Below are 26,247 nucleotides of genomic sequence, written 5' to 3' on the forward strand. Positions count from 1 at the left end.
ATCAGGAACCTGAGTCCAGCTTCCGACAGTTACCCGGCATCCACCGATATCCGCAGCGCGACGTCGTCGCGATACTCGGGTGATTCCATGACGGTCTCCGCGCCGGCGTCGAGTACGTCGACCCGCTCGGTCTTGACGACGGCGCCGGTCGCGGGCTCGATCCATTCGATTTTGTAGGCTTTCGGCGGGAGCATGAATGAGAACTTCGCGCGAGGGCCCGCGCTGGCGTAAAAAGCGTAGAGAGGTTTTCCTGTGTCGACGAGGCCGATCACAGGCCGAGCCCCTCCGTCCCGTGAAGCGAGCCGGGCGTTGATCGGCCGAGTCTTCGTCAGGTCGAGCCCGTCGATGAGCTTCTTGAGGATCGACAACTGGCGGCGGAATTCGGGACCGCCTCCCCCCGGAGTCGGATCGACGATCTTCGCGGTTCCGTCGGGATGATCGATGGTGAACGAGTAGTCGAGATGGCTGAACACCGCGCCGCCGCTCAGCAGGAATTCCCAAGCTTCGCGACGGTAGACTGCGTCGGCCGTCCCCTTGAAGCCCGTCTCGTCGAAGCCGATCGGCCGCGACAGGCCCCGGTTCTCGCGGATCGCGTCCGGAGGCGAGGCGTAGTGGAAGTTGAAGATCGAGACGTTCGGGTCGGGCTTGTCGATCTTGGCGCTGCCGTTGGCGATGTTCTGGGCGATCAGGTGCGTGTTCGGCAGACCCTTCTCGACCGCCGCGATCGTCTCGGCGACCTTCTTCTGCCAGTCGAGCGTCACGCCGCCGAAATAGGGCTCGTTGCAGATCTCGAAATACAGGTTGTCGAACGCGTTCAGCTCGGCGACGGCCCGGCGCACGAAAGCGAGCTGACGATCAACCAACTTCAGATGCTTGAGCGTGAAGACCTCTTCACGCGGGCAATCGCCGATCCGATTAACGTTGTTCTGGGCGTTCATCGGACTCACCGTCCAGAGTCCGTCTTCGTAGAACGGGCAGAACAGCACGTACTCGACGACGACGCCCCGCTTGCTCGCCTCGGCCATGAACGACTTCAGGCGACGGAAATAGGCGTCGTCGAAGGCGTCCAGATCGTACTTTCCCCCTTTTTCGATCCAGGGGGAAGCATAACGGCCCGGTTTCGGCGCCAGCGTGTTGTGCTCGATCTTGAACGAACCGGGCGTCTCGCGATACGTCCCCGAGAACGTTCGCGTCAGGTTGAATCCGCGCGACTGAAGCTCATCGAGATAGCGGACGTAATCGAAATCGAGGTTCAGCACGGCGCCGTAATGCTCGCCCGACGTGACGAGCACCGTCGGCTTGCCTCGAAACTCGAAATACCGCTCATTGGCTGGATGGAGCCGAAGCGGCGGCAGCGAACCCGTGAGCAACATCGAAAGCACAACGGCGAAGACCGGCATGGAACGACCTCCTTCGAGATTCAAGGCCCGCCGTCATCATGAAGGTTTGACGGCCGAAGGACAATCGCCCAGCCCCTCCGCCGTCCGCGATCACGATTGCCCGGGTTTCGCCGTCGCATGGGTGGTTGCGGCCGTTGCCCCTCATTAGAATAACGAGGTTTCGAGGCGGTTCGGCCCGGTCAAGCACGATCAACAGGACACTGCGATGATGCAACGTCTTTCGACTTTCCTCCTCCTCCTTTCCCTCGCGATCGCCGCGACAAGCTCGGCGAAGGCCGCCGAGGATTCGACGACGATCTACCGTGACGAGTTCGGGATTCCCCACGTCTTCGCCTCGACGCTCGAAGACGCAACATTCGCGGTCGGCTACGCGCAGGCTGAAGACCGCCTCGAAGAACTCCTCAAAAACTACCGACGCGCGAACGGTACGATGGCCGAGGTCTTCGGCCCTTCGTTCCTCCAGGACGACGTGATGCAGCGCCTGATGCGGCACACCGAGATCAGCCGCGACCGCTACGACCAGGTCACGCCAAAGGTCCGCGGCCTGATCGAATCGTACCAGCGCGGCATCAAGCAGTTCATGCGCGAGCATCCCGAGCAGGTTCCGTCGTGGGCCCAGGAGATCCACCCCTGGGACGCGATCGCCTTCGGCCGACACATCATCTGGAACTGGCCGATCGGCGAATCGGCCGGCGACCTCGAACACGCGGGGATCAAGTTCCGGCCCGGCCCTTACCTCGGCTCGAACCAGATGCTGATCGCCCCCAGCCGCTCGGCTTCGAAAGCCGCCGTCGCAATCATCGACCCTCACGTGAGCTGGTACGACGCGATCCGGTTCTACCAGGTGCGCGTCTACACCCCCGAATACAACGTGGCCGGCGTCTGCCTGCTGGGCATGCCGCTGCCGACGCTGGGCCACAGCCAGTTCTGCTCCGTCGCCATGACGACTGGAGGCCCCGACACGTCCGACTCCTTCGAGCTGGAGGTCAACCCCGCGAACCCGCTCCAGTATCGCCATGACGGCCGATGGCGCGACATGACGCTCGTCGGCGTCAACGTCGGGGTCAAGGAGGGGGACAAGGTCGCGCAGAAGCCGATGAAGTTCGCCTACTCGCACCTCGGGCCGATCGTCGCGCGGCAGGACGGCAAGGCCTACACCATGACCATCCCCTACACCAACGAGATCGGCCTGGCCGACCAGTCGTACGAGATGCTCAAGGCGCGCAACCTGGGTGAGATGAAGACGGCGCTCTCGCGTCTGCAACTGATGTCGCAAAACGTCATGGTCGCCACCGTCCAGGGCGACATCTACTACCTCCGCAACGGCCGCGTCCCGATCCGGGCCAAGGGGACCCACGCCCACAAGCCGATCGCGGGATCCGAGTCGGCGAACGAATGGCACGGCATCCACCCGTTCCAGGATCTCTTGCAGATCGAGAACCCGGCCTGCGGCTGGATGCAGAACTGCAACTGCTCGCCCGCCGCGATGATGAAGGAAGGAGGCCCGAAGCCCTCGCTCTACGCCGAGCACCCGTACCTCTACAACGAGCGCGACGACCGCGTCCGACACCAGCGCTCTGAGATGGTCAACGACCTGCTCGAAGCGGCCGACAAGGTCACCGTCGAACAGGCCATCGAGATCGCGTTTTCGACGCAGGTCTGGCACGCCGAACTCTGGCAGGCGCGGCTGAAGGACGCCTGGGCGAAGGCCGCGACCGTCGCCGACACGTCGGGCGACGCCGGACGCGTCTACCAGCAGATCGCCGACTGGAACCGCCGCAGCGATCCCGACTCGAACGGCGCGATGGCCTACTACGCGTTCAAGACGTCGCTCGGCGGCGAGGAAGCCAAGCAGACCGAGCCCCCAGCGAGCCTCACCGACGCGCGGCTCGTCGAGGCCGTCCGCAAAGGCGCCGCGATGCTCAAGACGATGTTCGGCGAGGTCGAGGCACCGTTCGGTCGTTACTTCCGCGTCGGCCGCAAGGGGGGCGACCGCACCTGGCCCGTCGGCGGCGGCTCGTTCCGCGACATCGGCATGGCCACGCCTCGCGCGGTGTCGTTCGACCCCTCTCCCGACGGCAAGCAGATGATCGGCCGCACCGGTCAGACGGCCACCCAGGTCGTGATCATGACCGATCCTCCCGAGTCGTATTCGATCAACCCGCTGGGCGCGAGCGACAGCAAGGAAAGCGGCCACTTCGACGACCAGGCCGAGAAGCTGTTCAGCAAGGGCAAGGCCGTGCAAACCTACTTCCTCCGCCCCAATGAACTGATGAAGCACGTGACCTCCAAGAAGTCCCTCAGCCCCCATCGGCCCTGAGCGGCCGACGCCAAGAAAGGAGCGGATCGCATGAGACTCACACGTTTCCCACTGACCTCGATCGTCGTTCTCGGTCCGCTCCTGTTCGCGGCCTCGATCGCCTGCCTCACGGCTCCGGCCCGAGCCGCGCTCGAACCCTGGGCCGACCCCGCGCTGCCGGTGCAAAACGGCCTGATCGTCTGGCTCGACGCCGGGCGACAGGCCTCGGCACGCGTCGCTCGCAATGCGCCGGCCGCCCTGCCGGATACGCCCCTGGCCTTCTGGAACGACGGCTCCGGGACGCATCGCGATTTCCTCCAGCGCCGGAGCGAATCGCAGCCGGTCCTCGTCGTCTCGGCGGGCCGATCGGTCGTTCGGTTCGACGGCAAGGACGACTATCTGGAATTGGCGGGCTTGAATCGCGACCTGTCCGAAACTTCCGTCTTCATCGTCGCCGCCCCCGCGACGAACCTCGGCGGCTTCCGCGGCTTCTTCGCCGCCAACGCCCAGGGGCGCAACGACTACACGTCGGGCTTCACGATCGACCTGGGCCCCGCGCCGTCGTCGCGGTTCGATGCACTCAACATCGAAGGCAAGGGCTTCAGCGGATTCTTCAACGTCCTCGAAACGCCGCGCGGGTTCGGCGAGTTCGCGACGATCGAGACCATCCTGAACGCCTCGCCCGCGAACGTCGCCACGACCCTCGACGGCCGCCCGCAAAAGCCCCGCGAACGACGCGTCGAGAACTTGCCGATCGACGAACTGACCCTCGGCGCGCGGTTCTACAGCAACGATGCCCGGCCGGCGTTCGTCCAGGGCTTCTTCCAGGGCGACGTCGCCGAAGTGCTCGTATACGACCGCTCGTTGTCGGACGCGGAACGCGCGGCCGTCACCGGCTACCTCGCGGCCAAACATCGCGGCCTGACCGACGCGGTCCGCGCCTCGGCCCCGACCGGCGACGAACGCCCGTTGCGGACGGTCGACAATCCGCCTCCGTTCCAGACGCTCGTGCCGGGCTTCAGCGTCCGTCAATCGCCGCTGGATCTGACCAACATCAACAATATTCGCTACCGTCCCGACGGCAAGCTAGTCGCGCTGGCCTACAACGGCAACGTCTATCTTTTGAGCGACACCGACGGCGACGGCCTCGAAGACCATGCGTCGCTGTTCTGGGACAACCAGGGGCGCATCCGGGCGCCGATCGGCATGGCGCTCACGCCCCCGGGCTACCATCTGGGCGAGGGCCTGTTCATCGCGTCCAAGGGCAAGTGTTCGCTGGTCGTCGATGAGAACGGCGACGGCCGCGCCGATCGCGAGGTGTTCGTCGCGCAAGGCTGGCCCGAGCTGGCGAACAACGTCGACGCGCTCGGCGTGGCGGTCGGCCCGGATGGCTCGATCTACTTCGGTCGCGGCACCCACGACTACACGAACGCGTACCTGGTCGACCGCGCCGGCAAGTCCCAATACGACCTGAAGGACGAACGCGGTACGATCATCAAGGTCTCCCCCGACTTTCGCACTCGCGAGATCGTCGCGACTGGAATTCGCTTCCCCGTCGCCCTGGCGTTCAACCACGAGGGCGACCTGTTCGCGACCGACCAGGAGGGGGCGACCTGGCTCCCCAACGGCAACCCGTTCGACGAGCTGCTGCACATCCGGCAGGGCCGCCACTACGGGTTTCCGCCCCGGCACTCGCGGCACCTGCCGGGCGTGATCGACGAGCCCTCGGTCATCGACTACACGCCGCAGCACCAGTCGACGTGCGGCCTGACGTTCAACGGCGGCGGCCCCGGCAAGCCGGTCTTCGGCCCCTCGTGGTGGGCCGGCGACGCCATCGTCTGCGGCTACTCGCGAGGCAAGCTCTACCGCTCGACCCTCGCCCATGTGCGCGGCGAATACGTGGGACGGACCGACTTGATCGGCGTCGCCAGCATGCTGCTGGTCGACTCGTGCATCGCGCCCGACGGCTCGCTCGTGGTCGCCGCTCACAGCGGGCCGCCCGACTGGGGGAGCGGCCCCGAAGGCCGGGGCAAGCTGTTCAAGCTGAGCTATTCCGAGCCCGCGCTCCCGCAGCCCGTCGTCGCCTGGTCGAGCGGCCCGCGCGAGGTTCGCGTCGCCTTCGACCGTCCTCTCGAACCCGACGCTCTGCGCGACCTGTCCACCAAGACGACCATCGAATACGGCCCGGCCGTCTCGGCCGGCGACCGGTTCGAGACGCTGCGGCCCGGCTACGCGGTCGTCGCCGCTCAGCTCGCCCAGCCGCGTCGGAGGTTGGCCGTCCGGGGCGTCGGCGTGACGCCCGACCGTCGTACGCTGCTGATCGCCACCGATCCCCAATCGGCCTCCCTCTCGTATGCGATCGCGCTTCCCGGCCTCGGCCGCGCCGACGGCGAGAAGGCGAAAGGGCTGCCGCAGCGAGCCGAGGTCGACGTTGCCTACAGTTTGAACGGCGTCGAGGCCCGGTGGACGGACGCGAACGGCGGCGCGTCGAGCGCGACCTGGCTGCCGCACCTCGATCTCGCCGTCGCTCGATCGCTGTCGCGTCGGAGCGCCGAGCAGGACGGCTTCTGGACGAACCTCGAAACGCCCGGACGGATCAAGCTCAAGGCGCGGCTCCGGCTCGCCGCCCTGCTGCGGCCGGCGGTTCAGCCGGGCTCGACAGTCGACGACCGGCTGCCGGCCGAGAAGCCCTCGCTGATCGTCCGTGGTCGCGACGGCCTGCTAATCTCGGCGGCGGGCGCCCGCGTCGAGTCGACGACCTCGGGCGATGGCATGATCGAGCACGTCGTCCACTTCGAGTCGTTCGATCTCCTGACGCCGATCGAGATCGAAGGACCGACCGGACCGGGCTTCGCGATCGAGGTGAGCTTCCGCACCAGCGACGACGCCCGCGCGCGGCTGCTGCCGCCCTCGCGGATCTTCGTCCCCTGGGCGTCCGACGAACCGCCGTCGAGCCATCCGGCCGGCCCGTCGCCCCCCCCCGCGCTGGCGGGAGGCGACTGGGTGCGGGGCCGCGCCTTGTTCTACGGCCCGGTCGCCCAGTGCGGCAAATGCCACGGCATCCGGGGCGAAGGGGGTCGAATCGGCCCTGACTTGTCGAACCTCGTCGAACGCGATTTCGATTCGGTCGTCCGCGACGTCTCGCAGCCGAGCGCGACGATCCATCCCGACTACGTGACGTACAACATGGCCCTGGCCGACGGCCGCGTCTTGACCGGCTCGGTGCGGACGGAAGGCCAGACGCTGCGCGTCGGCCTCAGCACCGGCGAGGAGGCGACCGTCGCGCGATCTGAAGTCGAGGACATGAAGCCGACGAACCTCTCGACGATGCCCGAGGGCCTGCCCGCCTTGCTCGGTCCGGAGAGGATGAAAGACTTGCTCACTTTCTTACTCGTCGCTCCTCCAGGGCCCGCCCCGATCCACCGCGACGACGCCCCGCCGCCGCGTACGCGCGCCGAGTGGGACGCCGTGCTCAAGGCCCGGCCGGCGGCTCCGGCCCAATCCGCCCCCGTCCGACCGTTGCGGATCACCCTGGCGGCAGGTCCCAAGGACCACGGCGTCGACGAGCACGACTACCCGCTCTGGCTCGACCGCTGGACGCAGTTGCTGCGCACGGCCGAAGGCGTCACGGTCCGATCCGTCGCGACCGGCAACGGCCTCGACGATCTCGACCACACCGACGTCGTCGTCTGGTATTCCGCCAACCTCACCTGGTCGGCTGACGAGGCCCCCAAGCTGCGTGCGTTCCTCGAACGCGGCGGTGGGCTGGTGGTCGTCCACTACGGCGTCAATGGAGTGAAAGCGCCCGACGCCCTGGCAGACCTGATCGGCCTCGCCTGGGCCGACGGCCAGTCGAAGTTCCGCCACGGCCCGCTCGACCTGAAGTTCAGGAAAACCACGAAGCACTCGATCGTCGCGGGCCTCGATGCGCTCAAACTCGTCGATGAAAGTTACTGGAAGCTTCGCGGCGATCCGTCGCGCGTCGAAGTCCTTGCGACCGGCGATGAAGAGGGGGCGGCTCAGCCGCTGATCTGGGTCCGCCGACAGGGCAAGGGCCGGGTCTTCTGCTCGGTCCCCGGCCATTACACATGGACGTTCGACGATCCGCTGTTCCGACTCCTCCTCTTGCGCGGAATCTGCTGGACCGCCGATCAGCCCGTCGACCGCCTCATCAACCTGGCCCCGCTCGGAGCGCGTATCGAGGGTGGGTCGAAGTGAGGTCTTCTTGCGCTTCGGCGACGGGTGACGCGCCGGAACGACCGTCGCGACGAGACGATTCACCTCCGAGCCTCCGCGAGCGAATGATCGCGAGCTGCGATCGGGCGCTCGCGACGAGATTCCGCTCGACGCGCACAATCGCGGGATCGGAGGCGTCGAAGTCTTGAATGAACTGTTCGTAGAGCTGCGCCGCTTCTTCCTGCCGCAGCTCACCCGCCCCCTGAACGATCGAGGCCATGGCGTACGAAGCCGTGCAGCGAACCAAACGGGTGCGATTCATTTCCAGGATGAGACGCAGATGGTTCTCGTACTTCCCTCCCCACGTGGGGCTGCCGTTCACCGAGCCGAGGACCTCGCAGAAATTCGAGATGTCCGGACTGTCGGCGAACTGGTCGGTCAGCATGTCGGCGGCCTCGGCGAAGGTGGGAGATTCCTCGGGCCGATCGCTGCCGAAGTCGTTCACGCAAACCCACGTCAGCAGCCGAGCGGCGCGCGGGTCGCCGAAGCATCGGCTGGCCCGTGCGAGCACCAGGGGCGCGAGCGACGACGGACGCCTCGGCATCGACGTGCGCGTTCGTTCCAGCGCGTCACCCAGCGCCTTTGGGTCGGCCCGAGCGATCCGTTCGTCCTTGAGCAGGGCGAGCGCTCGCCGGCCCGCGTCGGTCTCCGGGGCGTTCACGACGGCCCAGCATAAGCCCGTCAACGCGCCTCGGTCGTCCGGCCGGGCCTCGGCGAGGTCCACAAGCCGCGCCGCGTACAGCGCCGGCTGCGGCTTCAGCTCGGCTTCAATCCTCCGCCGCGCGTCGGCCGTTTTCGCCCGACCGAGGGCGGCCATGTACGCGTTCTCGGCCGCCCCCCAGTCTGAAAGGATCTGCTCGAACGGGTCGCCCGGCTTGAGGGCGACGAAGGCGACCGCCGCCATGGCGACGGCGAAAGCGATGTGGAGATACCGCATCTTCATGGTCCGTCCTCGAACGTTCCAGGAGAAGGTGGCCTATCTCCTGTTCGTTCGAGACGCGCGATTATTCGTGCGGAAACCGTCGCACGAAAACCCCAGGGCTTCCTCCCCGATCCCGGGAGGAAGCCCGCCCAGGGGCCGCGCCCTTCGATCTCAGCCCCGCAACGACGACTCGGCGACCGGCCGGTCGTCTTCGATCAGTTCCGCCCGAAGCACGGTCACCGCTCGATCCGCGATGACGCCGATCCTCCCCTGCCCACTCCGTTGGCCGAGGTAGCAGACCTCGACGACCTGATCGCCGAGCATGATGACCAACCGCTCTCCGGCACGCCGAGACAAGACGAGCATCGTGGAAACTCCTGCGTAGCGCGACAACCTCGCCCCGAGCCTTCCCCCGACCTCCATGGTGAGGGTGCTTGATTTCGTGATCATATTCTCAAAAGCCACGGCAATCGTTCGGGGCTGACTGCATGTCTACCAGAAGATTGGTTCAGGCGTAACAAATTTCTCCCTCCCCCCACGCCCCGAAAACGGGCGCACAAGCGCTAACCTCGTGACGACGCGAGGCTTAGCGCCGGCCCTCGATCTTGAGCGTTTTTCCGATTTTTCCGCGCCGCGAGGCTCGCAGCCGTTCAGGTGGTCGGACGTTTCCATCTGACGACTGTCGGCCAGGTCCAGCCACCTGGAAAAACCAGTCGGTCACGATCAGCCAACCGGGCCGGGGCGAGCCCCCCGGGCGGGTCACTCTGACGACGAACTCGCACGAAAACACAAACGGACGGAGAGTCCGTAAGAACGAGACGGACCCGACCATGATTTCACCCGCGAGTCGCCGACGGCGATTGACGCTCGGGACGCTGACGGACCTTCTTTACTGCGACGGCAGTAGTCGCAGTACTCTCGATGGAGAGTTTTAAGAACTGCTGACGGATGGGACCGGTCAGGAAATGAGTCGCATCCTACGTATTCTCGGGACGCGCCTCGGTTTCGGACGCGTTCTGTTGGCCTTTCTGCCATTTGAAGGCGAGGTCGAGTAGGCAACTAGTCGCCCAGACGAATCCTACCATCGTCGCGCGTATCTGGATTTCGTCCCAATGCGGAAGGGCATCGGGGCTTGTGAAGACTAGCCTATCAGGCCTCGACGCCTCCGCAGCCCAGATCCCGGCAATGTGGCGAACCGATAAATGCACATAGCCAGATGTCTGCTCGTAAATCCGGCTCGCCTCGGGGTACTCACTGGAAAGCCTGGTGTGGAGACGGAAGTCGTTCAAGGGCTGGCCACTGAGATCCTTGAACTTGCTCGGCTTTCCACCATTGAGAATGTGCTCGATGAGTTCCTCAGGCTCCGCCGCTATCAGACAACCGATAAGGCGCATCGCCGAGTCTAATTGGAACCGGATCATCGACTGCGCACACAGCTTGTTCCGCTGCTCGATCATGGCAAGGAAACCCACGACCGTGCTCTGAGAACGAATGAGAGCAGCGAGGACCAGACTGTCAAAGCGCCCGATCCCGGCCGGCCCCTGCGCTGTAAATTCAGCGATGAGATCCACCGTGTCCTTGAGCATCTCAATCAACGTGGCGGTAGACTGCTCGATCGAGGGGTAATCGGGCAGCTTCTCGATGCTTGCGTAAGTGATGGCGAGGAGACTGCGGTCGTCACGATCCTCAGGCATCGCTCATCCCTCAGATTCTGCAATCTGGAGTAACCGACAGACAATTGCTCATCCGGTCGCAGATTGGGAGGCAAGCGCAAATTCAGAATGGGCGATGAGGGATTTGAACCCCCGACCTCCTGCTTGTAAAGCAGGCACTCTAACCACTGAGTTAATCGCCCTCGGGTATTGGTCGTTGGGCCATTATAACCAGAATGCGGGAGCGGCGAGAACACCATCACGGAACGGGAGGCAGGGCATCGGCGCCGGACGGCGGGACGTCGCCGGGCGAGCGGGGGGGCGAAGGGGGTTGTTGGGGTACTTTGGGCTCGGGCGCGGGCTGTTCGGCGTCGTCGTCGGGGACGCCGGGGAGGACGCGACGCGCCCTGGTGACGCGCCAGGCGGTGTTGATGCCTTCGAGGCGGAAGCGGACGAGGTTCAGGCGGAGCCGCGTGGGAGGATCGCCGAGCGAGCCCAGCTTATCGGTCACCAGGGCGTCGACCTGGGCGCGGTCGTAGACGAACGGGCCGTCGGCCTTGAGCGTGAAGAACGGGCGCTTGAGCAGGGCGTCCCAGGTCTTGGGGTCCCTGGCGACGTCCAGGGCCAGGGCGGCCTCGGCGACGGGGAGCGGCGGCTTGGCGTCCTCGACCAGCATCTTGTAGGTGGGCAAGACCTTCTTGGGGGCGAGCGCGCCTTCGGCGAGGGTCGAGAACACCTTGCCGAAGCTCTCGGCGGCGTCAAAGATGTCGTCGGGGTCGCCGCTGGCCATCTTGTCGTACACGCCCGACTTCTCGGCGTCTTCTTTCGCCTTGTGGAGCGCGTCCAGGGTCTCGCCGGCCGCGCCCAGGGGATGGCGCGGGGTGAACCGGCCGATGGCGGAATCATAGGCGAAATCGGCGTCGATCTTCTTGTGCAACGCCGCGATCGGCGCGAACGAGCCCTTGGTCGTCAGGTTCTTCGTCTTGTCGCGCGCCACCTGCTGATACGAGCGGATCGCCGGCGGCTCCTCGACCACCGACAGCCGGCGCTGGGCTTCGGAGTCGTCCTTCGTCAGGGCTTCGAGATAGTCTTCGGCGACCCGTTCGACCGGGTCGTTGGAACGGGGCTTGAACCGAGGCCAGACGACCAGGGCCACGGACGCGGCGGCCGTGATCAGGAGCAAGAGCCCGAGCAAGACACGGTTCCGCCGCCAGGTCGAGCGCGCTCGGGACTCGCCGGAGGGGCGGAAAACCGACGTCACCTCGTCTTCGACTTCGATCGGAGGCGCGGGCGCGACGCGGGGCGCTTCCGACACCTCAGTCGTCGGAATCTTGTGACGCGCGCCGCACTTGGGACACGGGACGATGTTGCCCGGTCGGTCGTCGGCGGCCATGAAGGCCGTGCGGCACTTGTTGCAACGGACGCGAACGCTCATGGGCGCTCCTTCGAAGACGATCGGCGAGGGGCGGGGCTTGGTGGGGACGGCTTCGGCTTCGTGCCGTCGTCGCGACAGCGCCCGCAGACGGGCTGACCTCCCGCGACGGCCTGGCCGCAGACCGTGCACAGGCCCGCCCGGCGACGGATCACCGGCAGGGCGGCTCTTAGTGATTCGGTCTCGGGCATGTCGCCCAGACTGTCCAGCGCGCGGGCGACCCAGCCGGCGACTTCCCAGTCGGCGGATTGCTCGCGAACCCGACGCTCGACGCGCTTCGCGACCCAGAGGGCCAGTTCCTGATCGAGCGCATGCAGCGGCTCGCCGCGCAGGTACTCGGTAAGGGCGTCGCGGAGGTCGAGCGCGCGTCCGACGTCGCCGGCCTCCCGGGCCGCTTCCAGCTCATCCGCCAGCTCGTCGGCCGGCGACCGGGATCGTGACCGCGAGGGCGACGGCGACGGAGCCAAGGACCTCGCCACGGCCGCGCCAGGCGGTTGCGGGGCGTCCGGAGAATCGAGCCGGGCGGCGATCCGTCCGAGCGTGGGGATGACGTGCATTTCCAACAGGTCGACGGTCCGCCACGAGGCCTCCGCGCCGTCGGCCAGAACGTCGAGCAGCTCGGCGACGACCTTCAACAGCCGGCCGAGCACCCAGCCGCCCAGGGCGAAGCCGACGATCGTCGACAGGGCGATGAGGCCCAGCATCCGCCGCTCGGCCCAGGTGAACTGGGTGTCGGACAGTAGCCCCTGAGCCTGCTCCAGAAAGTAGGCCAGGCCCAACGACGCCACCCCGAGCTGCACCACGGGGGCGAGCCTGACGAGGGCCCGACCGCCGCCGCGAACCGAGGTGTAGCGTGATGACGTCGCCATTTGTCGATCGATTTCCCAAGGCCCGCGTCGAACGCCCGCCGACGCCCTTTATTATACGCGCCGTTCCGGCCGCCACGTATCCGAGACGTCAGGCCGGGCTCGATCGTTCGAGGACGTAGCCGCAGCGCGGGAGATCGCCGGAGTCGTCGCGAACGAAGCCGACGGCCTCGTAGCCGAGCGCGAGCGCCCCGACGAATGCCTCGCGGACGGCCTTCCCCCACCGTCCGGCCAGTTCGGGATGATCGCGGCGGAGACTGGCGACGTCGGCCGGCGTCGCCAGCCAGACGCGGTCCGCATCGACTGGCGAGATCACGGCGACGGGCTCGACCAGGCCCGAATCACCGATGCGGGTCTCGATCAATCCGGGGGCCGTCGCAAGGATGCCGGGCGTCGACGCCCCCGCCGCGGGCCGGGCGTCCCGGCTCACGTCCCACTCGGCGATGAGACGGTCAGTCGCCGCGCCGGCGTTGAGGCGGTCGGAGCGCGCGCCGTACATGTCGACGACGTACCGGCACGCCCGGGCTCCGAGTTTCGCGAGATTGAAATAGGCGTTGCGGGCCTGGAGCGGGTCGAAGGCCCAGGCGATCGTCGGCACCTCTTCGGCGATCGCGAAATCGCGCTGAAGCTGTTTGATCTCATATCCCAGACCGAGCGACTGCCGGCCGGGGACCACGCCGGTAAGCTGCGAGTAAAGGCAGATGCGGCCCTCGATCCGGCCCATGAACGCGAACGACATGGCGACCGCGCGGCCGTCGGCGAGGAACGCCCCCAGCACGAGCCCGCCGTGCAGGTTCGCGCCGACCATCGTGGCGATCGGGATCACATAGCCGTCCTCGGTAATCCCCCAGGCCAGCCGCTGGGCGTCCTGGCAGGCATGGTAGTCGGCGACGCTTTCGGCTCGTCGCAGCGTGATCTCGCCGCCGCCGACGGCTCGGCTCAGGGTCGACATGCGCGGGGCTCTTTCTCAGAGTTCGAGGATCAGGTCGGCCAGCAGCGAGGCGCGTGCGGAGAAGGAATCGATGACGATGTGCTCGTCGTCGGCATGCGCGCCCCCCCCTTCGACCCCGAGGCCGTCGAGCGTCGGCACGCCGAGGGCGGCGGTGAAGTTCCCGTCGCTGCCCCCCCCCGTCGAGCCCTCGGTCAGCTCAAGGCCGAGACCTCGGCCGACGCGCCGGGCCTGCTCGAACAGCGCGGCGACCGCCTCGGTGCGCTCCATCGGCGGGCGGTTGAAACCGCCGGTCACCGAGAGCCGGGTTCCCGGGGTGACCGCCACGAGCGCCGACAACGCTCGCTCGACTTTTTCGGCCCCGGCGCGGGTCACGGCCCGGACGTCGATCTCGGCCGAGGCGTGGGCGGGAACCACGTTCGGCGTCGTTCCCCCCTGGATCAGGCCGACGTTCAGCGTCGTCCCCGCGGCCGGGTCGTTGAGCGTCTGGACGCGAAGGATCTGATGGGCCAGCTCGACGATCGCGCTCGCGCCCTTCTCGGGTGAAACGCCCGCGTGGGCGGCCTTCCCTTCGACGGTCATCGTGAATCGGCCGACCCCCTTGCGGGCGGTTTTGAGGCTGCCGTCGGCGAGCGGAGGCTCCAGGACGAACACGTGGGCGGACTCGGCGGCGATTTGCTCAATGAGGGATCGCGACGTGGGGCTGCCGATCTCCTCGTCGGACGTGAACAGGGCGACGACCGGCCGCGCCAGCCGCCGCTCGGTCGCCTCGAGCGCTTCGAGAACCGCGCTGACGAGCACCAGGCTGGCCTTCATGTCGTAGACGCCGGGGCCGTGCAATCGGCCTGCTTCGCGGCGGACCGGCATCCGGCCGAGGGTGCCGACCGGCCAGACGGTGTCGAAGTGGCCGAGGACCAGGCTCGGACGCTGGCCGGTCGCGCGGCCGAACCGCGCGATGATGTGATCGCCGCCTCGCGGATTGGCGACGATCTCGACGATTCCGCCGAGGCCCGCCCACCGGCCGGCGATCGTCGCGGCCAAGGCGTCGAGGCGCGGCTTGTCGCGACTGGGGGACTCGTGCTCGGCCAGGGCGGTCAGCTCGGCCAGGTAGGCTTCGACGTGATCTTCAACATATGCGCGGATCGCGAGGTCGCTCATGATCGGTCTCGATCTCAGGCGCCGGCCCGCAGGGTCGCGGACCGTCGCGTGTGGCGACGGATGCGGTCCTCGATCGGCTCGACGCCGATCCCGGGGCCTTCGAACATTGTGATGGCGCCGTCGTGGGCGAGCACGGCCGGTTCGACGACGTCCTCGTGATAGTACTTGTCGGAACCCGAGACGTCGCCGGGCAACGTGAAGCCGGGCAGGCTCGCGACGGCCACGTTGGCGGCGCGGCCGATGCCGAACTCGTGCATGCCGCCGCACCAGACCGGCACGCCGCGAGCGCGGCAGACGTCGTGGACGCGGCGGGCTTCGAGCAGGCCGCCCAGCCGGCTGACCTTGATGTTGATCACTCGGCAGGCGCCAATCTCGATCGCCTTCCGCGCGTCGGCCGCCGAGTGGATGCTCTCGTCGAGGCAGATCGGCGTCTTCAGCTCGGCCTGAAGCCGCGCGTGGTCGATGATGTCGTCATGGGCGAGCGGCTGCTCGATCAAGAGCAAGTCGAAGGCGTCGAGCTGCTTGAGCGTCGCGACGTCGTCGAGCGTGTAGGCCGAGTTGGCGTCGACCTGAAGCGCAATCGACGGGTGACGCTCGCGAACCCGCCGGACGACGTCCACGTCGCGACCGGGCGCGATCTTCAGCTTGATCCGCCGATATCCTTCCGATAGGTACTGGTCGATGTTGGCGAACAAGGCACGCTCGTCGGACTCGATCCCCAGGCTGACCCCAGAGAGGATCTCGGACCGTTCGCCGCCGAGCAGTTTGTACAACGGAAGGTTCTGAGAGCGAGCCAGGGCGTCCCAGCAGGCGGTTTCGATTCCCGAACGGGCGAAGCCGTTGCCCTTCACCTGGCCGTAAAGCGCCACCAGTTCCTCGATCGTCGACCAGGAGCTGCCGAGGACCATCGGGCCGAGGAAGTCGTGCAGCAGGTGCCAGCAGGTCTCGGTGGTCTCGGGGCAGTAGAACGGGTCGGACGGACTGGCGCACTCGCCCCAGCCGACGACGCCGTCGGCGACCACGCGCACCAGGATGTGGTCGAGGCGCGCCTTCCGGCTGGAGCTGGTCTGAAACGGCCGGATGAGCGGGAGGCGGACGACCACCAGATCGATCTGTTCGATACGCATCGCTTCAGCTTCGGCCGCCGCCCGCGCGATGTCAAGCCGACGCGGCCGTAAACGGTCGGACTCGTTGCCCGCCGCCTGAGCGGACGTTAAGATCGGAATCGCGATCGGATGAAGTCTCCACGCGACGACTCCGCGCCGACCGCGCCCTATCCCTTGCACGGTCTTCTTCCGTCATTCCGAAGAGAGTCGAGCCTATCCATGAGCGCGTCCCCGACTCCCACCGCTCCTCCGCCGTCGCCGTCGCGGATCGTGTCGATGGACCAGTTTCGCGGTTACACGGTCGCGGGGATGTTCATCGTCAACTTCGTGGGGGGGCTGGCGGCGATGCCGGCGGTCCTGAAGCACCACGACAACTACCTCAGCTACGCTGAGACGATCATGCCCAGCTTCATGTTCGCCGCGGGCTACTCGTACCGGCTCTCGGTGCTCCGCAGGCTCTCTCAGATCGGCCCTCTCGCCACCTACGGCAAGTTCTTCATCCGCAGTTTGGGCCTGGTGCTGATCTCGCTGGTGATGTACGGCGAGGAAGACTTCAAGGTCGATAAGTGGGCGGACCTCGTCGGCCCCGGAACCTGGCGGTTGATCGGCGGAATCCTCAAGGCGAACCTCTGGGAGACGCTGGCGATCATCGGCATCACCCAGATCTTCATCATGCCCGTGATCGCCGCGAGCGCGCGGGTTCGACTCATCGCGACGGTCGCCTGCCTGGTGCTCTACACGATCATGTGCCACTCGTTCAACATCCACTTCGTCTACGGCAAACCGAACTGGATGGACGACCTCTGGGGCGTCAAGGGGGGCGCGTGGGACGGCGGGTTCTTCGGGATCGTGGGATGGTCGGTCCCGATGCTCATCGGCTCGCTGACCTACGACTTCATGTCGACCCGCCCCCCCTCGGCCGCCTGGCGGAAACTGCTGGCGGTCGGGACGGTCATGATGGTCGTCGGTTACGCGTTCAACTGCCTGGCGACCCTGTACGACACCGACAAGGGGAAGGTCGCGGTGATTGACAAGGACGTCGCGGCGTCGCCCGTGGTTCCGCCGTGGGAGAACATCCAGGGCCGCTCGCTCGTCTCGCTGCTGGCCACCCCGCCGTTCTTTGAACCGCCGTCCAAGGACGTCCGGCCTATCAGCTACTGGCAGATCAACAAGAAGCTCGTCACGTTGCCGTTCATGCTCTTCGCCTCGGGCTTCGCCCTGGCGCTTTACGGCTGCTTCATCCCGGTCTGCGACCTCGGCGGCGTCCAGATCGGCGTCTTCCGGACGCTCGGCCAGAACCCGCTGGCGGCGTACATCCTCCACCACTACGTCGAAGGCGCCGTGCTCGCCGTCCTGCCCGGCGACTCGCCCCTCTGGTACTGCCTGCTCGGCACGGGGCTCTTCTTCCTCATCAGCTACGTGTTCGTCCGCTACCTCGAAAAGAACAAGTTCTACTTGCGGCTCTGACCGATCGGGGAGCCCGTCTCGACCGGCGGGCTCCCCTCGCGGAGCAGGTATTCGCGATCGACGGCCAGAGCCTCGTGGCGTTCGACGAGGCCCGACGGCCACCGCACCTCGACCCAATCGACGGCCTTCGCGTCTCCCAGGCCGAACTGAAGCCGCGGGTCGCTCGCCGACTGATAGCTGCCTCCGCCGCGGCGCTCGTCGACCCGCTTCCGCCCCCCGGCGAAAACGCTGACACTCGCCCCCACGGCGTCGCGGTTCGAGCGCGTGCCTTCGAGCCGGAACCGGATGATGCGGCCGGCGGCCTCGGTCTGGTTGTGGAGGAAGATCAGCGGCTCGTTCTGGGCGACCACCAAGGCGTCGAGCCGGCCGTCGTCGTCGAGATCGCCCACGGCCAGACCTCGACCGAGATGGAGCCGCTGAAACGCTTCGCCCGCCGTCGCGGAGACGTCGACGAGCTTGCCGCCGGGCACGGCGCGCAGCAGGTTGAGCGGCATCGTCCAGGGGATTTTCGGCCGCTCGTCGAGGATGTGGCCGTTGGCGCTCAGGACGTCGAGCCAGCCGTCGTTGTCGACGTCGACGAAGGCGATTCCGAAGCCGAGCAAGCTGCGCGTCGGCGCGGCGATACCGATGCTGGTCGAGTGGTCGGCGAAGAAGCCGCGCCCGAGGTTCCGGTAGAACGTGGTCGACTCGCCGAAATAGTTGGTGACGGCCAGGTCGGGCAGACCGTCGCCGTCGAGGTCGCCCGCCGCGACGCCCATCCCCGCCTTGTAGCCGCCGTCGGAGCTGGCCGACACGCCGGCGAGCTGGCCGACCTCCTCGAACTGGAAGCCCCCCTTGTTGCGGAACAGATAATTCGCCGACATGTCGTTGGCGACGAACAGGTCGATCCGGCCGTCGCCGTCGAAATCGCCGGCGGACACCCCGAGGCCCCGCCCGTCAGGGTCGACGAAGCCGCTGGCGGCCGTCACGTCGACGAACCGGCCGCCGTCGTTCCGGAACACATGATCCGGGAGCGACGGGAAGTCGATCGGGTTGCAGGTGCGGGCCGTCGGCGAACCCGGATGCGCGCACCGCTTGGGGTTGCTCGGGTCGTAGAGCAGGTAATGGCAGACGTACAGATCGAGGTCGCCGTCACCGTCGAGGTCGGCGAAGGCCGCCGAGGTCGGCCAGTCGCGAAACCCGTCGAGGCCCGCCGCTCGGGTGGCGTCCTCGAAGCCCCCCTTCCCGGTGTTGCGATACAACGCATACGAACCCCAGCGGGTCACGAACAGATCGGGGAAGCCGTTGTTGTCGTAGTCGGCCACCGTCGCGCCGTGGCCGTAGCCGCCGGGGAACCGGGAGATCCCGGCCTGCACGGTGACGTCCTCGAATCGACCGCCGCCGAGATTGCGATACAGCCGGTCGCCGTCGTTGAGGGCGGTCGGCGAGGCGGGGAACGGCCCCCCCTGCACGACGTAGACGTCGAGCCGGCCGTCCTTGTCGTAGTCGAGCAAGGCGACGCCGCCGCTCATCGCTTCCGTGGGGGGCGGGTTCCGCTCGCTCGAATGGCCGTTGTCGTGCTCGAACGTCAGGCCGGCCGCCGCCGCGTCGTCGCGAAACGCGAGCGTCGCGCCCGGTTGAGCCGTCCGTGAACGAGCCGAGCCGGGCCGGGCGGCGCTCAGCAGGTCGGCGAGCTGGACGCCCGGCGCGACGGCCGACGGCTTCGACTCCGTCTCAAGCGGTTCGAGCCCCTCCTTGCCGTCACGGATCATCTCCCAGCCCCGGGCTTCGAGCGAGCGCCCGAGCTTGGCCGCCAGGTCGGCGAGTTCCGGAGCGAAATCGCTTCGGTCGTCGCGCGTGATCAGCGTCTTGTAGCGTTCGCGGATGACATTGATCTCGGCCTTGCGGCGGCGGTTTCGCTCGGCCTCGTCGCGGTCGCCGCGCACGACCGCAAGCTCGGCCAGCCGGTCCCAGGCCGCGATGCTCCCCGGCTCGCGGTCGAGCCATGCGACCAGCGCCTTGCGCTCGATCTCGACGTCGGGCTGGCGCGCGGCCAGCCAGGCGCGGAGGCGAAGGACTTCCACGTCGGCCAGCGACCCCGCCGGCAGCGCCGCGACGGCCGCGCGCGCCCGATCGAGGTCGTCGGCCGCGACGGCCAGCCGGAGATTCGCCCGCGCGACGGGCAGGTCGCCGGGCGCCTTCGCCGCGCAGCGGTCGAGCCACTTGGCCGCGTCGTCGTATCGGCCCGTCCAGATGGCGAGATTGGCCTCGCCCAGCCAGACCCGCGGGTCGTCGCGATCACCGGCGTCGAGGTTCTTGCGGACGAAATCGATCGGGTAGGCGGAATTGTCGATCAGGTAGATCCGCCGCAGGATGTAGCCCGGATCGGCCGCGCCCTTCCAGGTCTCGGCGACGAGCGGCAGCGACTCATCGAGCCGGCCTTCAAGGCGATAGAGGAGATCGAGCGCGTTCCGCGCCTGGTCGCCGTCCGGGCCGCCGGCGCGGGGCAGCGCTTCAAGGATGTCGCCGGCGCGCGAGAGTCGACCGGTGTTGGCCATCACCCGGGCCTCGGCCAGCCGCGATCGGTCGGAGAACGGCGACGACGCGGCGACGCGGCCCCATGCGGCCAGGGCGGCGTCGAATCGGCCCCGGGCCTCCTCACAACGGCCGATCCAGTAAAAGGCCTGGTCGCGCGCGGACGGCGAATCGGTAAGAGGGGTGAGCCGGGCCTGAGCGACGCCGAAACGGCCGGCCGCGAACAGCCGATCGACCTCGGCCAACTCGGCCTCCGCCCAGAGCCGCTGCCGGCGCGCCCAAACCAGATAAAACGAAAGCACGACGAGCCCGAGGATCAAGCTCGCCCAGAGCCGCCTCGAACGCATCGTGCTTCCCTTTGACGACCAACGATTGACGATGAACCAGCGATCGAGTCGAAAGAAGCGATCAATACTGGTCGGAGCTGATGACTTCACCGCCGGCGCGGGTGGACAGGGCCTGGTAGACTCCCTGCTGGGTGCCGACCGGCAAGACCGGCACGCAGTTGGCGTCGTACGTGAGGGCCACGTAGTTCCAACTGTTGATCGAGTCTTTGATGAACCGCACCGAGCCGTCGGCGAACGCGAAGTTGGCGCCGCCGGGATGGTTGCTGGAAGCGGTCATGCCCGAGACCGACCCACCGTCGCAAGGCCCCGCGATGACCTGGACGTCCGGCTTCTTGATGTTAGGCGGATACTTGGTGCACATCGAGGAGTCGCCGTAATCGGAATCCGCCCACCAGCCCGACCCCTCGAAGGGGCAATTGCCGGTGCCGTTGCACGGGGTCTTCAGATCGCTTGCGACCTTGGCGTACTTGCTCTGGGCCCGTTCGCCGAACAGGAAGGTGTTGCTGGTGCCGTCCGTGATGCCCGAGATGCGGACGACGTTACCGCTCGGCTTCGGATTGGGTTGCAGCCAGCTCGGACCGTTGATTTCGGGGAAGATCCCATTCTCGGCCGTGATGGATTGCTGATTCGTGGTGCCCGGGCAGAAGGTCCCCATCACGCCGGCGTAGCTGCTGTAGGTGATCGGCAGGGTCGCACCATCCCATCCGGCCTGGGCTTCGTAGAGCCGAAGATTGAGGATGTCACCGTCGCTGGGGCACCAGAAGATGGTGATCCCCGTCCCGATCACGGTTGAGTTGCGAATCTGGTAGCAGCCCAGGCCCTGGTTGATGGCATTGTAGAGCGGCGACTGCTCAGTGAACTGAAGAACGCCGGCCAGCATGCCCCAGCCATCGTGATAACCTTGGGCCCCGCCACCGAAATCGATGTAGAGCTGGTTGTTCTTCCCCATGGGGAAGCTGCCGTTGGCGCTCTCGTAGTTGTGGGCCGCAAGTCCGAGCTGCTTCAGGTTGTTCACGCACTGGGCGCGCCGAGCGGCTTCGCGAGCCGACTGGACGGCGGGTAGGAGTAAGGCGATCAATACCGCGATGATAGCGATGACCACGAGCAGCTCGATCAGCGTGAATCCACGGACGACCAATGCGCGTCCGTACACTTTCCGTTGCATCAAGGTCTCCTTCTCTTGCAAGGGTGGGGGGGAAAATCCGCGCAGCCGAAGACGCATCCGGAGAGGTCACCCTCCCGCCTTCTCCGCCGCTCTCTGCTTCTGACGCTCTTGCCGCGACGACGTATCGACGGCCTGCTTACCCTTAGTAGTCGCCTTCTTGGTGGCATGAGCGTCAATAGAGGCGGGGGCGGCCGATGGAGTCGTGGGAGGCGACGGTTCTTCGCCACCGCATCCCGACAACCCGATCCCAGCCGCGATCAGCCCGATCGACGCAATCCCCGACAACAAGACGCGCTTGCCCTTACGACTCTTCATCGTTGAACAGTCTCCTGCGACGACCTGGGCCGCAGTCACCATCTGCGTGTAGGAACGCGATTCACCTCAGCAAGGGATACTGCGGTCGTACTGGGCGCCATGACCCGATGCCTTCGCCACCGACTCAGAAACCACCGGCTGGGTCGGTCTCAAGGCCGACCGACCTCGAACGAACCAATTCGGACTTGGATTCTTCGCTGATCCTGAACAACCAACAGCCGATGTCGCGCTTCCACCTGAACGGCGGCGAGAGGCAATCTGAAAATGCATTCGGTCAAATGACTTCAGTTAGGAGAATAGAGCATAGCTCCTAACGCTTTCAAGGAAAATCCAGCGTCGCATTCCATTATCGTCTTGATTCCCAAAGGTCCCGCACAAGAAAGCTGCATTCATCAAAAGGAAAACGTGATTGCCACGCCAGGAACCAATCGAGACCGCCTGAAACCGAAATAATCAACAACTGTCAAACATCGAATCCCATCACTGAAATCTGCACCTGTCTACTCGAAAGCATGGCCCGAGGCTTCACGAGATCCACACCGGGCCGAGGCGAAATTGAATCTTGCGGTCACGAGCCGCCGTCGACCAGCGCCTTGATCTTGTCGAAGCCGGTCTGGGCCACGACGGCCGGGTCCTCCTTCCAATAGTCGCGGTTGAAGACTTCGAGCGACAGCATGACGCGGAATCCGCCGTCGGCGAGGGTCTTGAGGATCGACTTCAACGGCGCGACGCCGTCGCCGGGGTAGACGCGGTCGCCGTCGTTCAGCTTCTCGCGGTCGGCCGCGGCCGGGTAATCGTTGAAGTGGAGGACGTGGACCGACGCCGGCCCGAGCAGCTTCAGGCCCTCGAACGGCGACCCGCCGCGGTACATGTGGTAGACGTCGGGGAGGATGCAGGCCTTGGGGTGGCCCGCCGCCATCGCGACGTAAGCGGCTTCGGCCAAATTGCCCAGCGTCTTCGACGGCCCCCAGACCTCGACCTCGGGGACGATCCCGAACTGGTCGCCGAGTTCGAGCAGCTCGCGGTAGCGTTCCGCCAACCTCGGCAGCGCGACGGCCGGGACGTCGGTCGCGCCCGCCGGCGGCGCGGCGATCCGCTTGGCGCCGATCTTCTGGAGCAGGTCCATCGTCCGGCGGGCCGCTTCCATCCCCTTGCGGCGGCGCTCCGGGTCGTCGACCGCCCATTCGAAGAAGTCGATCGCGCTTTCCACCTGGATGCCGGCGTCGCGGAACCGCTTGCCGAGGTCCGCCAGCGACCCGCCCTCGTCCTTGTAGCGGTTCAGCTCGTCGAGCCAGGGTTCCATCCCCTGATACCCCGCCTTGGCGGCGATCGCGATGATCTCGACGATCGGCAGCTTCTGGCCCCGGATGGTGCTGGTGTTCAGGCCGATCGTGAACGCCCCCGAGCCCCCTTTTCCATTCGCCCGCGCCGCGCCCGAAGCCCCGCCCACGGCCGCAACGGCCATCGCCCCACAGCCGGCCAGCGCCGTCCTACGATTGAACACCGGCCCCGCCGCTCGCCCTTCACCGTTCCCGCTCATAAAGCCAAGCCTCGCTCTCATTCCCGGATCGAACTCAACACGGTCCAGCCGTCCCGAACATCCTAACGAACGCCCGGGCCTCGGCTCCAGCACTTCGCGACGCCGGGGGCTTGCCCGAGCCTTTGCGGACGGGCAGAGTTGAAAGCCGGTAACCGTTCACGGGTCGGCGCTGTTGAATCAGCACGAGCCGACTGAGGGCGGGGTCAGCGATGGGACGGCGAGGGCCGCGCGATGGGCCTGGAAGGCGGAGGTCAGATAGTCGAGCACGTTGCGGCCTTGTCGTCGGCAGGTGGCGACGACCGTCAGCATCCGCTCGACGAACCGACTCCCCGAAGCGCTGGCGGTCCCGCCGCTGATCCGTCGCCAGATCACGGCGTGACGCACCGCGCGTTCCGAGACGTTGTTGGTCGGCTCGACGCCCGGCCGCCGCGCGAAGTTCCACAGCCCGGCTTCCAGCCGCAACAGCTCCGAGCACGTACCGGCCGCCCGCTCGCTCGCGCACCGCGCGCCGGCCTCCAGCGTCGCGTGGACCAGCCGTTCCAGACCGCCGATCGCTTTTTGATATGTCGCTCCGCCGAGCAGTCCGTCGCGCGCCTTGCGATGGATCCGGAACAGCCGGTTCGACAACCCCAGCAGCCGGCCGCCGAACTTCGCGCCGACCCCGCCGCGGTCGATCATCGCCTGGAAATCGCGGCGGAGATGGCTCCAGCACAGTTGCCGGTCCGCCGCGGCGATCCAGTTGTACGCGCTGAAGCGGTCGCTGCCGACGGTCCGGTCCGGCCTGTCGCCGAGCAGGCTTCGGGCGACCTCGCCGGAGCGGTTCGCGGCGATCGCGAAGACCGTGGCGGTCGGGGTCGTCGCCGCCCACAGCCAGGCCCGACGGCCTTGCTCGCGCCAGCCGGTCTCGTCGACGTTGACCACGGCCGCCTCGTGGACCGCCGCGGCCAGTTCGCGGTGGGGTTCGGCCAGGGCGAGGGCCGACCGCCGCTCCAACTTGGCGATCATGCCGGTGGAGATCGACAGCCCCAGCAAGTCGCCGGCCAACTGGCGGATCTGCCGCTTGCTCAGCCGATAGGCCCCGGCCAGGGTCGCCAGCACCGCCTGGAGCCGCGGGCCGAAACAACTCGCGGAGCCCCCCTCGGGGAGCGTGCCGCAAGTCGACGCGCCGCAGCCGGGGCAGGTCAGACGATGCAACCGATACTGATCCACCCACGGATCGAACCGGGGGATTTCGGCGACCTGATGGACCAACGGCGCCGGATCGACGCCGTCGAGCGGCCCCTTGCACCGCCGGCACGACGTCGGCTTGCAGTCGGTCGACGAGTCGAGCTGCTCCGGCGGAACCAGCGGCCGGACCGCCCTGCGATGCCCGGGCTGTCCGCCCCGCTTGCGTCGCGACGGCGGCGCCGGCGGCTTCCGCTTCACCCCGATCGGGTCCGACGACGGCGGCTTCGACGAGTTGGTCGAGTTCTGGTTCAGCCGCGCCTCGAGATCGGCGATCCGCCGCTCCAGAACGTCGATCCGCCGCTGTGTCGCCAGAAACACGGCGGCGACGGCCGCCTGCGCGTCAGGCGGCACTTTACTCCAAAGCTCCTCGGGGATCGGCGGCGCGTTCGTCATTACGACGGTATAGCGCCCTCAACGGCAAAGTTCAATACCAGGCCGTGACCGCTTACGAAAGCCGGTCGCGACCCGTTCCCTCATCGGAGCCATCACCATGGACCATCCTGCTCCCCATCGACTGACCGCGCCGGTGCTTCTGTTCGCCCTCCTGGCCGCGACCGGCCCGACGTCGCGCGCGGGAACGCCCGGCGAGGTCAAGAACGTGGTCGTCTACGCCGAGCCCGGGCGGTTCGCGGGCTGGCCGGCGAATCACGGGATCTGGAGTTGGGGCGACGAGATCCTCGTCGGCTTCAGCCGAGGCTGGAACAAGGACCGAGGACCGTATCACCACATCGACAAGGAGAAGGCCGAGGAGCACCTGCTGGCCCGGAGCCTCGACGGCGGCCTGACGTGGAAGGTCGAGCAGCCTCAGCCTCCCGGCGCCCTGACCGGCTCGGTCGGGATGCGCCACGGCCTGTTGCCCGATGGGCCCGGCGACCGCGAGCCCGTCCCGCTGACCACGCCCCTGCCCCTGGGCCACCCGGACTTCGCGATGACCCTCCGGATGGAAGGCACCAACTCCGGGGCGTCTCGGCTCTATTACAGCACCGATCGCGGCCGGACGTGGGACGGTCCGTTCCGGCTGCCGCTCATGGGCCGAATCGGGGTCATGGCCCGCACCGATTACATCGTGACGAGCCCGTCGGAATGCCTGCTGTTCCTGACGGCCTCGAAGACGAACGGCAAGGAGGGCCGCCCGTTCTGCGCCGAGACGACCGACGCCGGCCTGAGCTGGCAGTTCGTGTCGTACATCGGCCCCGAGCCGACCGGCTACGCGATCATGCCGTCGACCGTCGCGCTGTCGCCCACCGACCTCGTCACGACGATCCGCCGCCTCGACGCCCCCAAGAGCTGGATCGAAGCCTACGCCTCGCATGACCGAGGTCGCACCTGGACTTTCCTCAACCGCCCCGAGCCCGACACCGGCGAAGGCAATCCCCCGGCGCTCTTGCGTCTGCCGGACGGTCGACTTTGCCTGCTGTCCGGCCGTCGCGTGGCGCCGTTCGGCATCCGGGCCCGGCTCAGCAACGATCAAGGGAAAACCTGGGGACCGGCGATCGTCCTCCGCGACGACGGCGGCGGGAACGACGTCGGCTATCCCCGGGCGGTCGTCCGAAAGGACGGCGCGGTGGTGGTCGTCTACTATTTCCACGACCGACCCGACTCCGACCGCTACCTTGCGGCGACGATCTGGAAACCGTGAGCGAGCCCCCCCG

General features: G+C 67.1%; 18 protein-coding genes and 1 tRNA gene. 4 read left to right on the forward strand and 15 right to left on the reverse strand.

The annotated features are described in order from the left end of the window. Positions 1 to 29: 29 nt before the first annotated feature. Complete coding sequence (locus tag BSF38_RS31325) at positions 30 to 1,400, reverse strand: hypothetical protein (protein WP_076345476.1); 1,371 nt, start codon at positions 1,398 to 1,400, stop codon at positions 30 to 32. A 205-nt stretch (positions 1,401 to 1,605) separates the two neighbouring features. On the opposite strand from BSF38_RS31325, the gene BSF38_RS10780 reads away from it, so the two are divergent. Beyond that, positions 1,606 to 3,720, forward strand: a complete 2,115-nt coding sequence (locus tag BSF38_RS10780; RefSeq protein ID WP_076345478.1) for a penicillin acylase family protein — start codon at positions 1,606 to 1,608, stop codon at positions 3,718 to 3,720. A gap of 30 nt (positions 3,721 to 3,750) precedes the next feature. Then, complete coding sequence (locus BSF38_RS10785; protein WP_076345480.1) at positions 3,751 to 7,917, forward strand: ThuA domain-containing protein; 4,167 nt, start codon at positions 3,751 to 3,753, stop codon at positions 7,915 to 7,917. Here the strand turns inward: BSF38_RS10785 and BSF38_RS31330 are convergent. The 9 genes from BSF38_RS31330 to menC form a co-directional block, all read right to left on the reverse strand. Further along, positions 7,871 to 8,878 carry a hypothetical protein gene (locus BSF38_RS31330; RefSeq protein WP_076345482.1) on the reverse strand — a complete coding sequence of 336 codons (1,008 nt, stop codon included), beginning with the start codon at positions 8,876 to 8,878 and terminating at the stop codon, positions 7,871 to 7,873. The two genes, BSF38_RS10785 and BSF38_RS31330, sit on opposite strands and share 47 nt — an antisense overlap. Positions 8,879 to 9,028: 150 nt before the next feature. Beyond that, a complete protein-coding gene (locus tag BSF38_RS10795) occupies positions 9,029 to 9,223 on the reverse strand; it encodes a carbon storage regulator (RefSeq protein ID WP_145952067.1) in 195 nt (64 codons plus the stop codon). Positions 9,224 to 9,834: 611 nt separating this feature from the next. Then, on the reverse strand, positions 9,835 to 10,551 hold the full coding sequence (locus BSF38_RS10800; RefSeq protein WP_076345486.1) for a hypothetical protein: 717 nt from the start codon (positions 10,549 to 10,551) through the stop codon (positions 9,835 to 9,837). An 88-nt stretch (positions 10,552 to 10,639) separates the two neighbouring features. Continuing rightward, a tRNA-Val gene (locus BSF38_RS10805) sits at positions 10,640 to 10,712 on the reverse strand. A gap of 56 nt (positions 10,713 to 10,768) precedes the next feature. Continuing rightward, on the reverse strand, positions 10,769 to 11,944 hold the full coding sequence (locus BSF38_RS10810) for a hypothetical protein (RefSeq protein WP_076345488.1): 1,176 nt from the start codon (positions 11,942 to 11,944) through the stop codon (positions 10,769 to 10,771). After that, a complete protein-coding gene (locus BSF38_RS10815; RefSeq protein WP_076345490.1) occupies positions 11,941 to 12,810 on the reverse strand; it encodes a hypothetical protein in 870 nt (289 codons plus the stop codon). The genes BSF38_RS10810 and BSF38_RS10815 overlap by 4 nt, the downstream gene beginning before the upstream one ends. An 88-nt stretch (positions 12,811 to 12,898) precedes the next feature. After that, positions 12,899 to 13,759: a hypothetical protein gene (locus tag BSF38_RS10820; protein ID WP_076345492.1), complete on the reverse strand. Its 861-nt coding sequence runs from the start codon at positions 13,757 to 13,759 to the stop codon at positions 12,899 to 12,901. Positions 13,760 to 13,774: 15 nt separating this feature from the next. Continuing rightward, positions 13,775 to 14,914, reverse strand: a complete 1,140-nt coding sequence (locus tag BSF38_RS10825) for a M20 family metallopeptidase (protein WP_076345494.1) — start codon at positions 14,912 to 14,914, stop codon at positions 13,775 to 13,777. A 14-nt stretch (positions 14,915 to 14,928) separates the two neighbouring features. Further along, entirely contained in the window at positions 14,929 to 16,041 is a 1,113-nt protein-coding gene (gene menC / locus BSF38_RS10830; RefSeq protein WP_076345496.1) for an o-succinylbenzoate synthase, read from the reverse strand. Positions 16,042 to 16,239: 198 nt separating this feature from the next. Here menC and BSF38_RS10835 point away from each other — a divergent pair, with 198 nt between their 5' ends. Beyond that, positions 16,240 to 17,487, forward strand: a complete 1,248-nt coding sequence (locus BSF38_RS10835; RefSeq protein ID WP_076345498.1) for a heparan-alpha-glucosaminide N-acetyltransferase domain-containing protein — start codon at positions 16,240 to 16,242, stop codon at positions 17,485 to 17,487. Here BSF38_RS10835 and BSF38_RS29940 read toward each other — a convergent pair. From BSF38_RS29940 to tnpC, 5 genes are all read right to left on the reverse strand, one after another. Next, positions 17,472 to 20,348, reverse strand: coding sequence for a CRTAC1 family protein (locus BSF38_RS29940; RefSeq protein ID WP_083712865.1), 2,877 nt, complete (start codon positions 20,346 to 20,348; stop codon positions 17,472 to 17,474). The two genes, BSF38_RS10835 and BSF38_RS29940, sit on opposite strands and share 16 nt — an antisense overlap. Before the next feature lie 61 nt (positions 20,349 to 20,409). Next, positions 20,410 to 21,513: a DUF1559 domain-containing protein gene (locus BSF38_RS10845; protein ID WP_076345500.1), complete on the reverse strand. Its 1,104-nt coding sequence runs from the start codon at positions 21,511 to 21,513 to the stop codon at positions 20,410 to 20,412. A gap of 66 nt (positions 21,514 to 21,579) precedes the next feature. After that, positions 21,580 to 21,828, reverse strand: a complete 249-nt coding sequence (locus BSF38_RS10850; RefSeq protein WP_076345502.1) for a hypothetical protein — start codon at positions 21,826 to 21,828, stop codon at positions 21,580 to 21,582. Between the two features lie 568 nt (positions 21,829 to 22,396). Then, the gene (locus BSF38_RS10855) at positions 22,397 to 23,368 is read right to left on the reverse strand and encodes a sugar phosphate isomerase/epimerase family protein (protein ID WP_076345504.1); all 972 of its coding nucleotides are present in this window, start codon (positions 23,366 to 23,368) and stop codon (positions 22,397 to 22,399) included. A 177-nt stretch (positions 23,369 to 23,545) separates the two neighbouring features. After that, a complete protein-coding gene (gene tnpC, locus BSF38_RS10860) occupies positions 23,546 to 24,988 on the reverse strand; it encodes an IS66 family transposase (protein WP_076342953.1) in 1,443 nt (480 codons plus the stop codon). Positions 24,989 to 25,085: 97 nt separating this feature from the next. On the opposite strand from tnpC, the gene BSF38_RS10865 reads away from it, so the two are divergent. Continuing rightward, positions 25,086 to 26,234, forward strand: coding sequence for a sialidase family protein (locus tag BSF38_RS10865; RefSeq protein ID WP_099091969.1), 1,149 nt, complete (start codon positions 25,086 to 25,088; stop codon positions 26,232 to 26,234). The last annotated feature ends 13 nt before the right edge of the window (positions 26,235 to 26,247 follow it).

Source organism: Paludisphaera borealis (genome assembly GCF_001956985.1).
Classification (GTDB): Bacteria; Planctomycetota; Planctomycetia; order Isosphaerales; family Isosphaeraceae; genus Paludisphaera; species Paludisphaera borealis.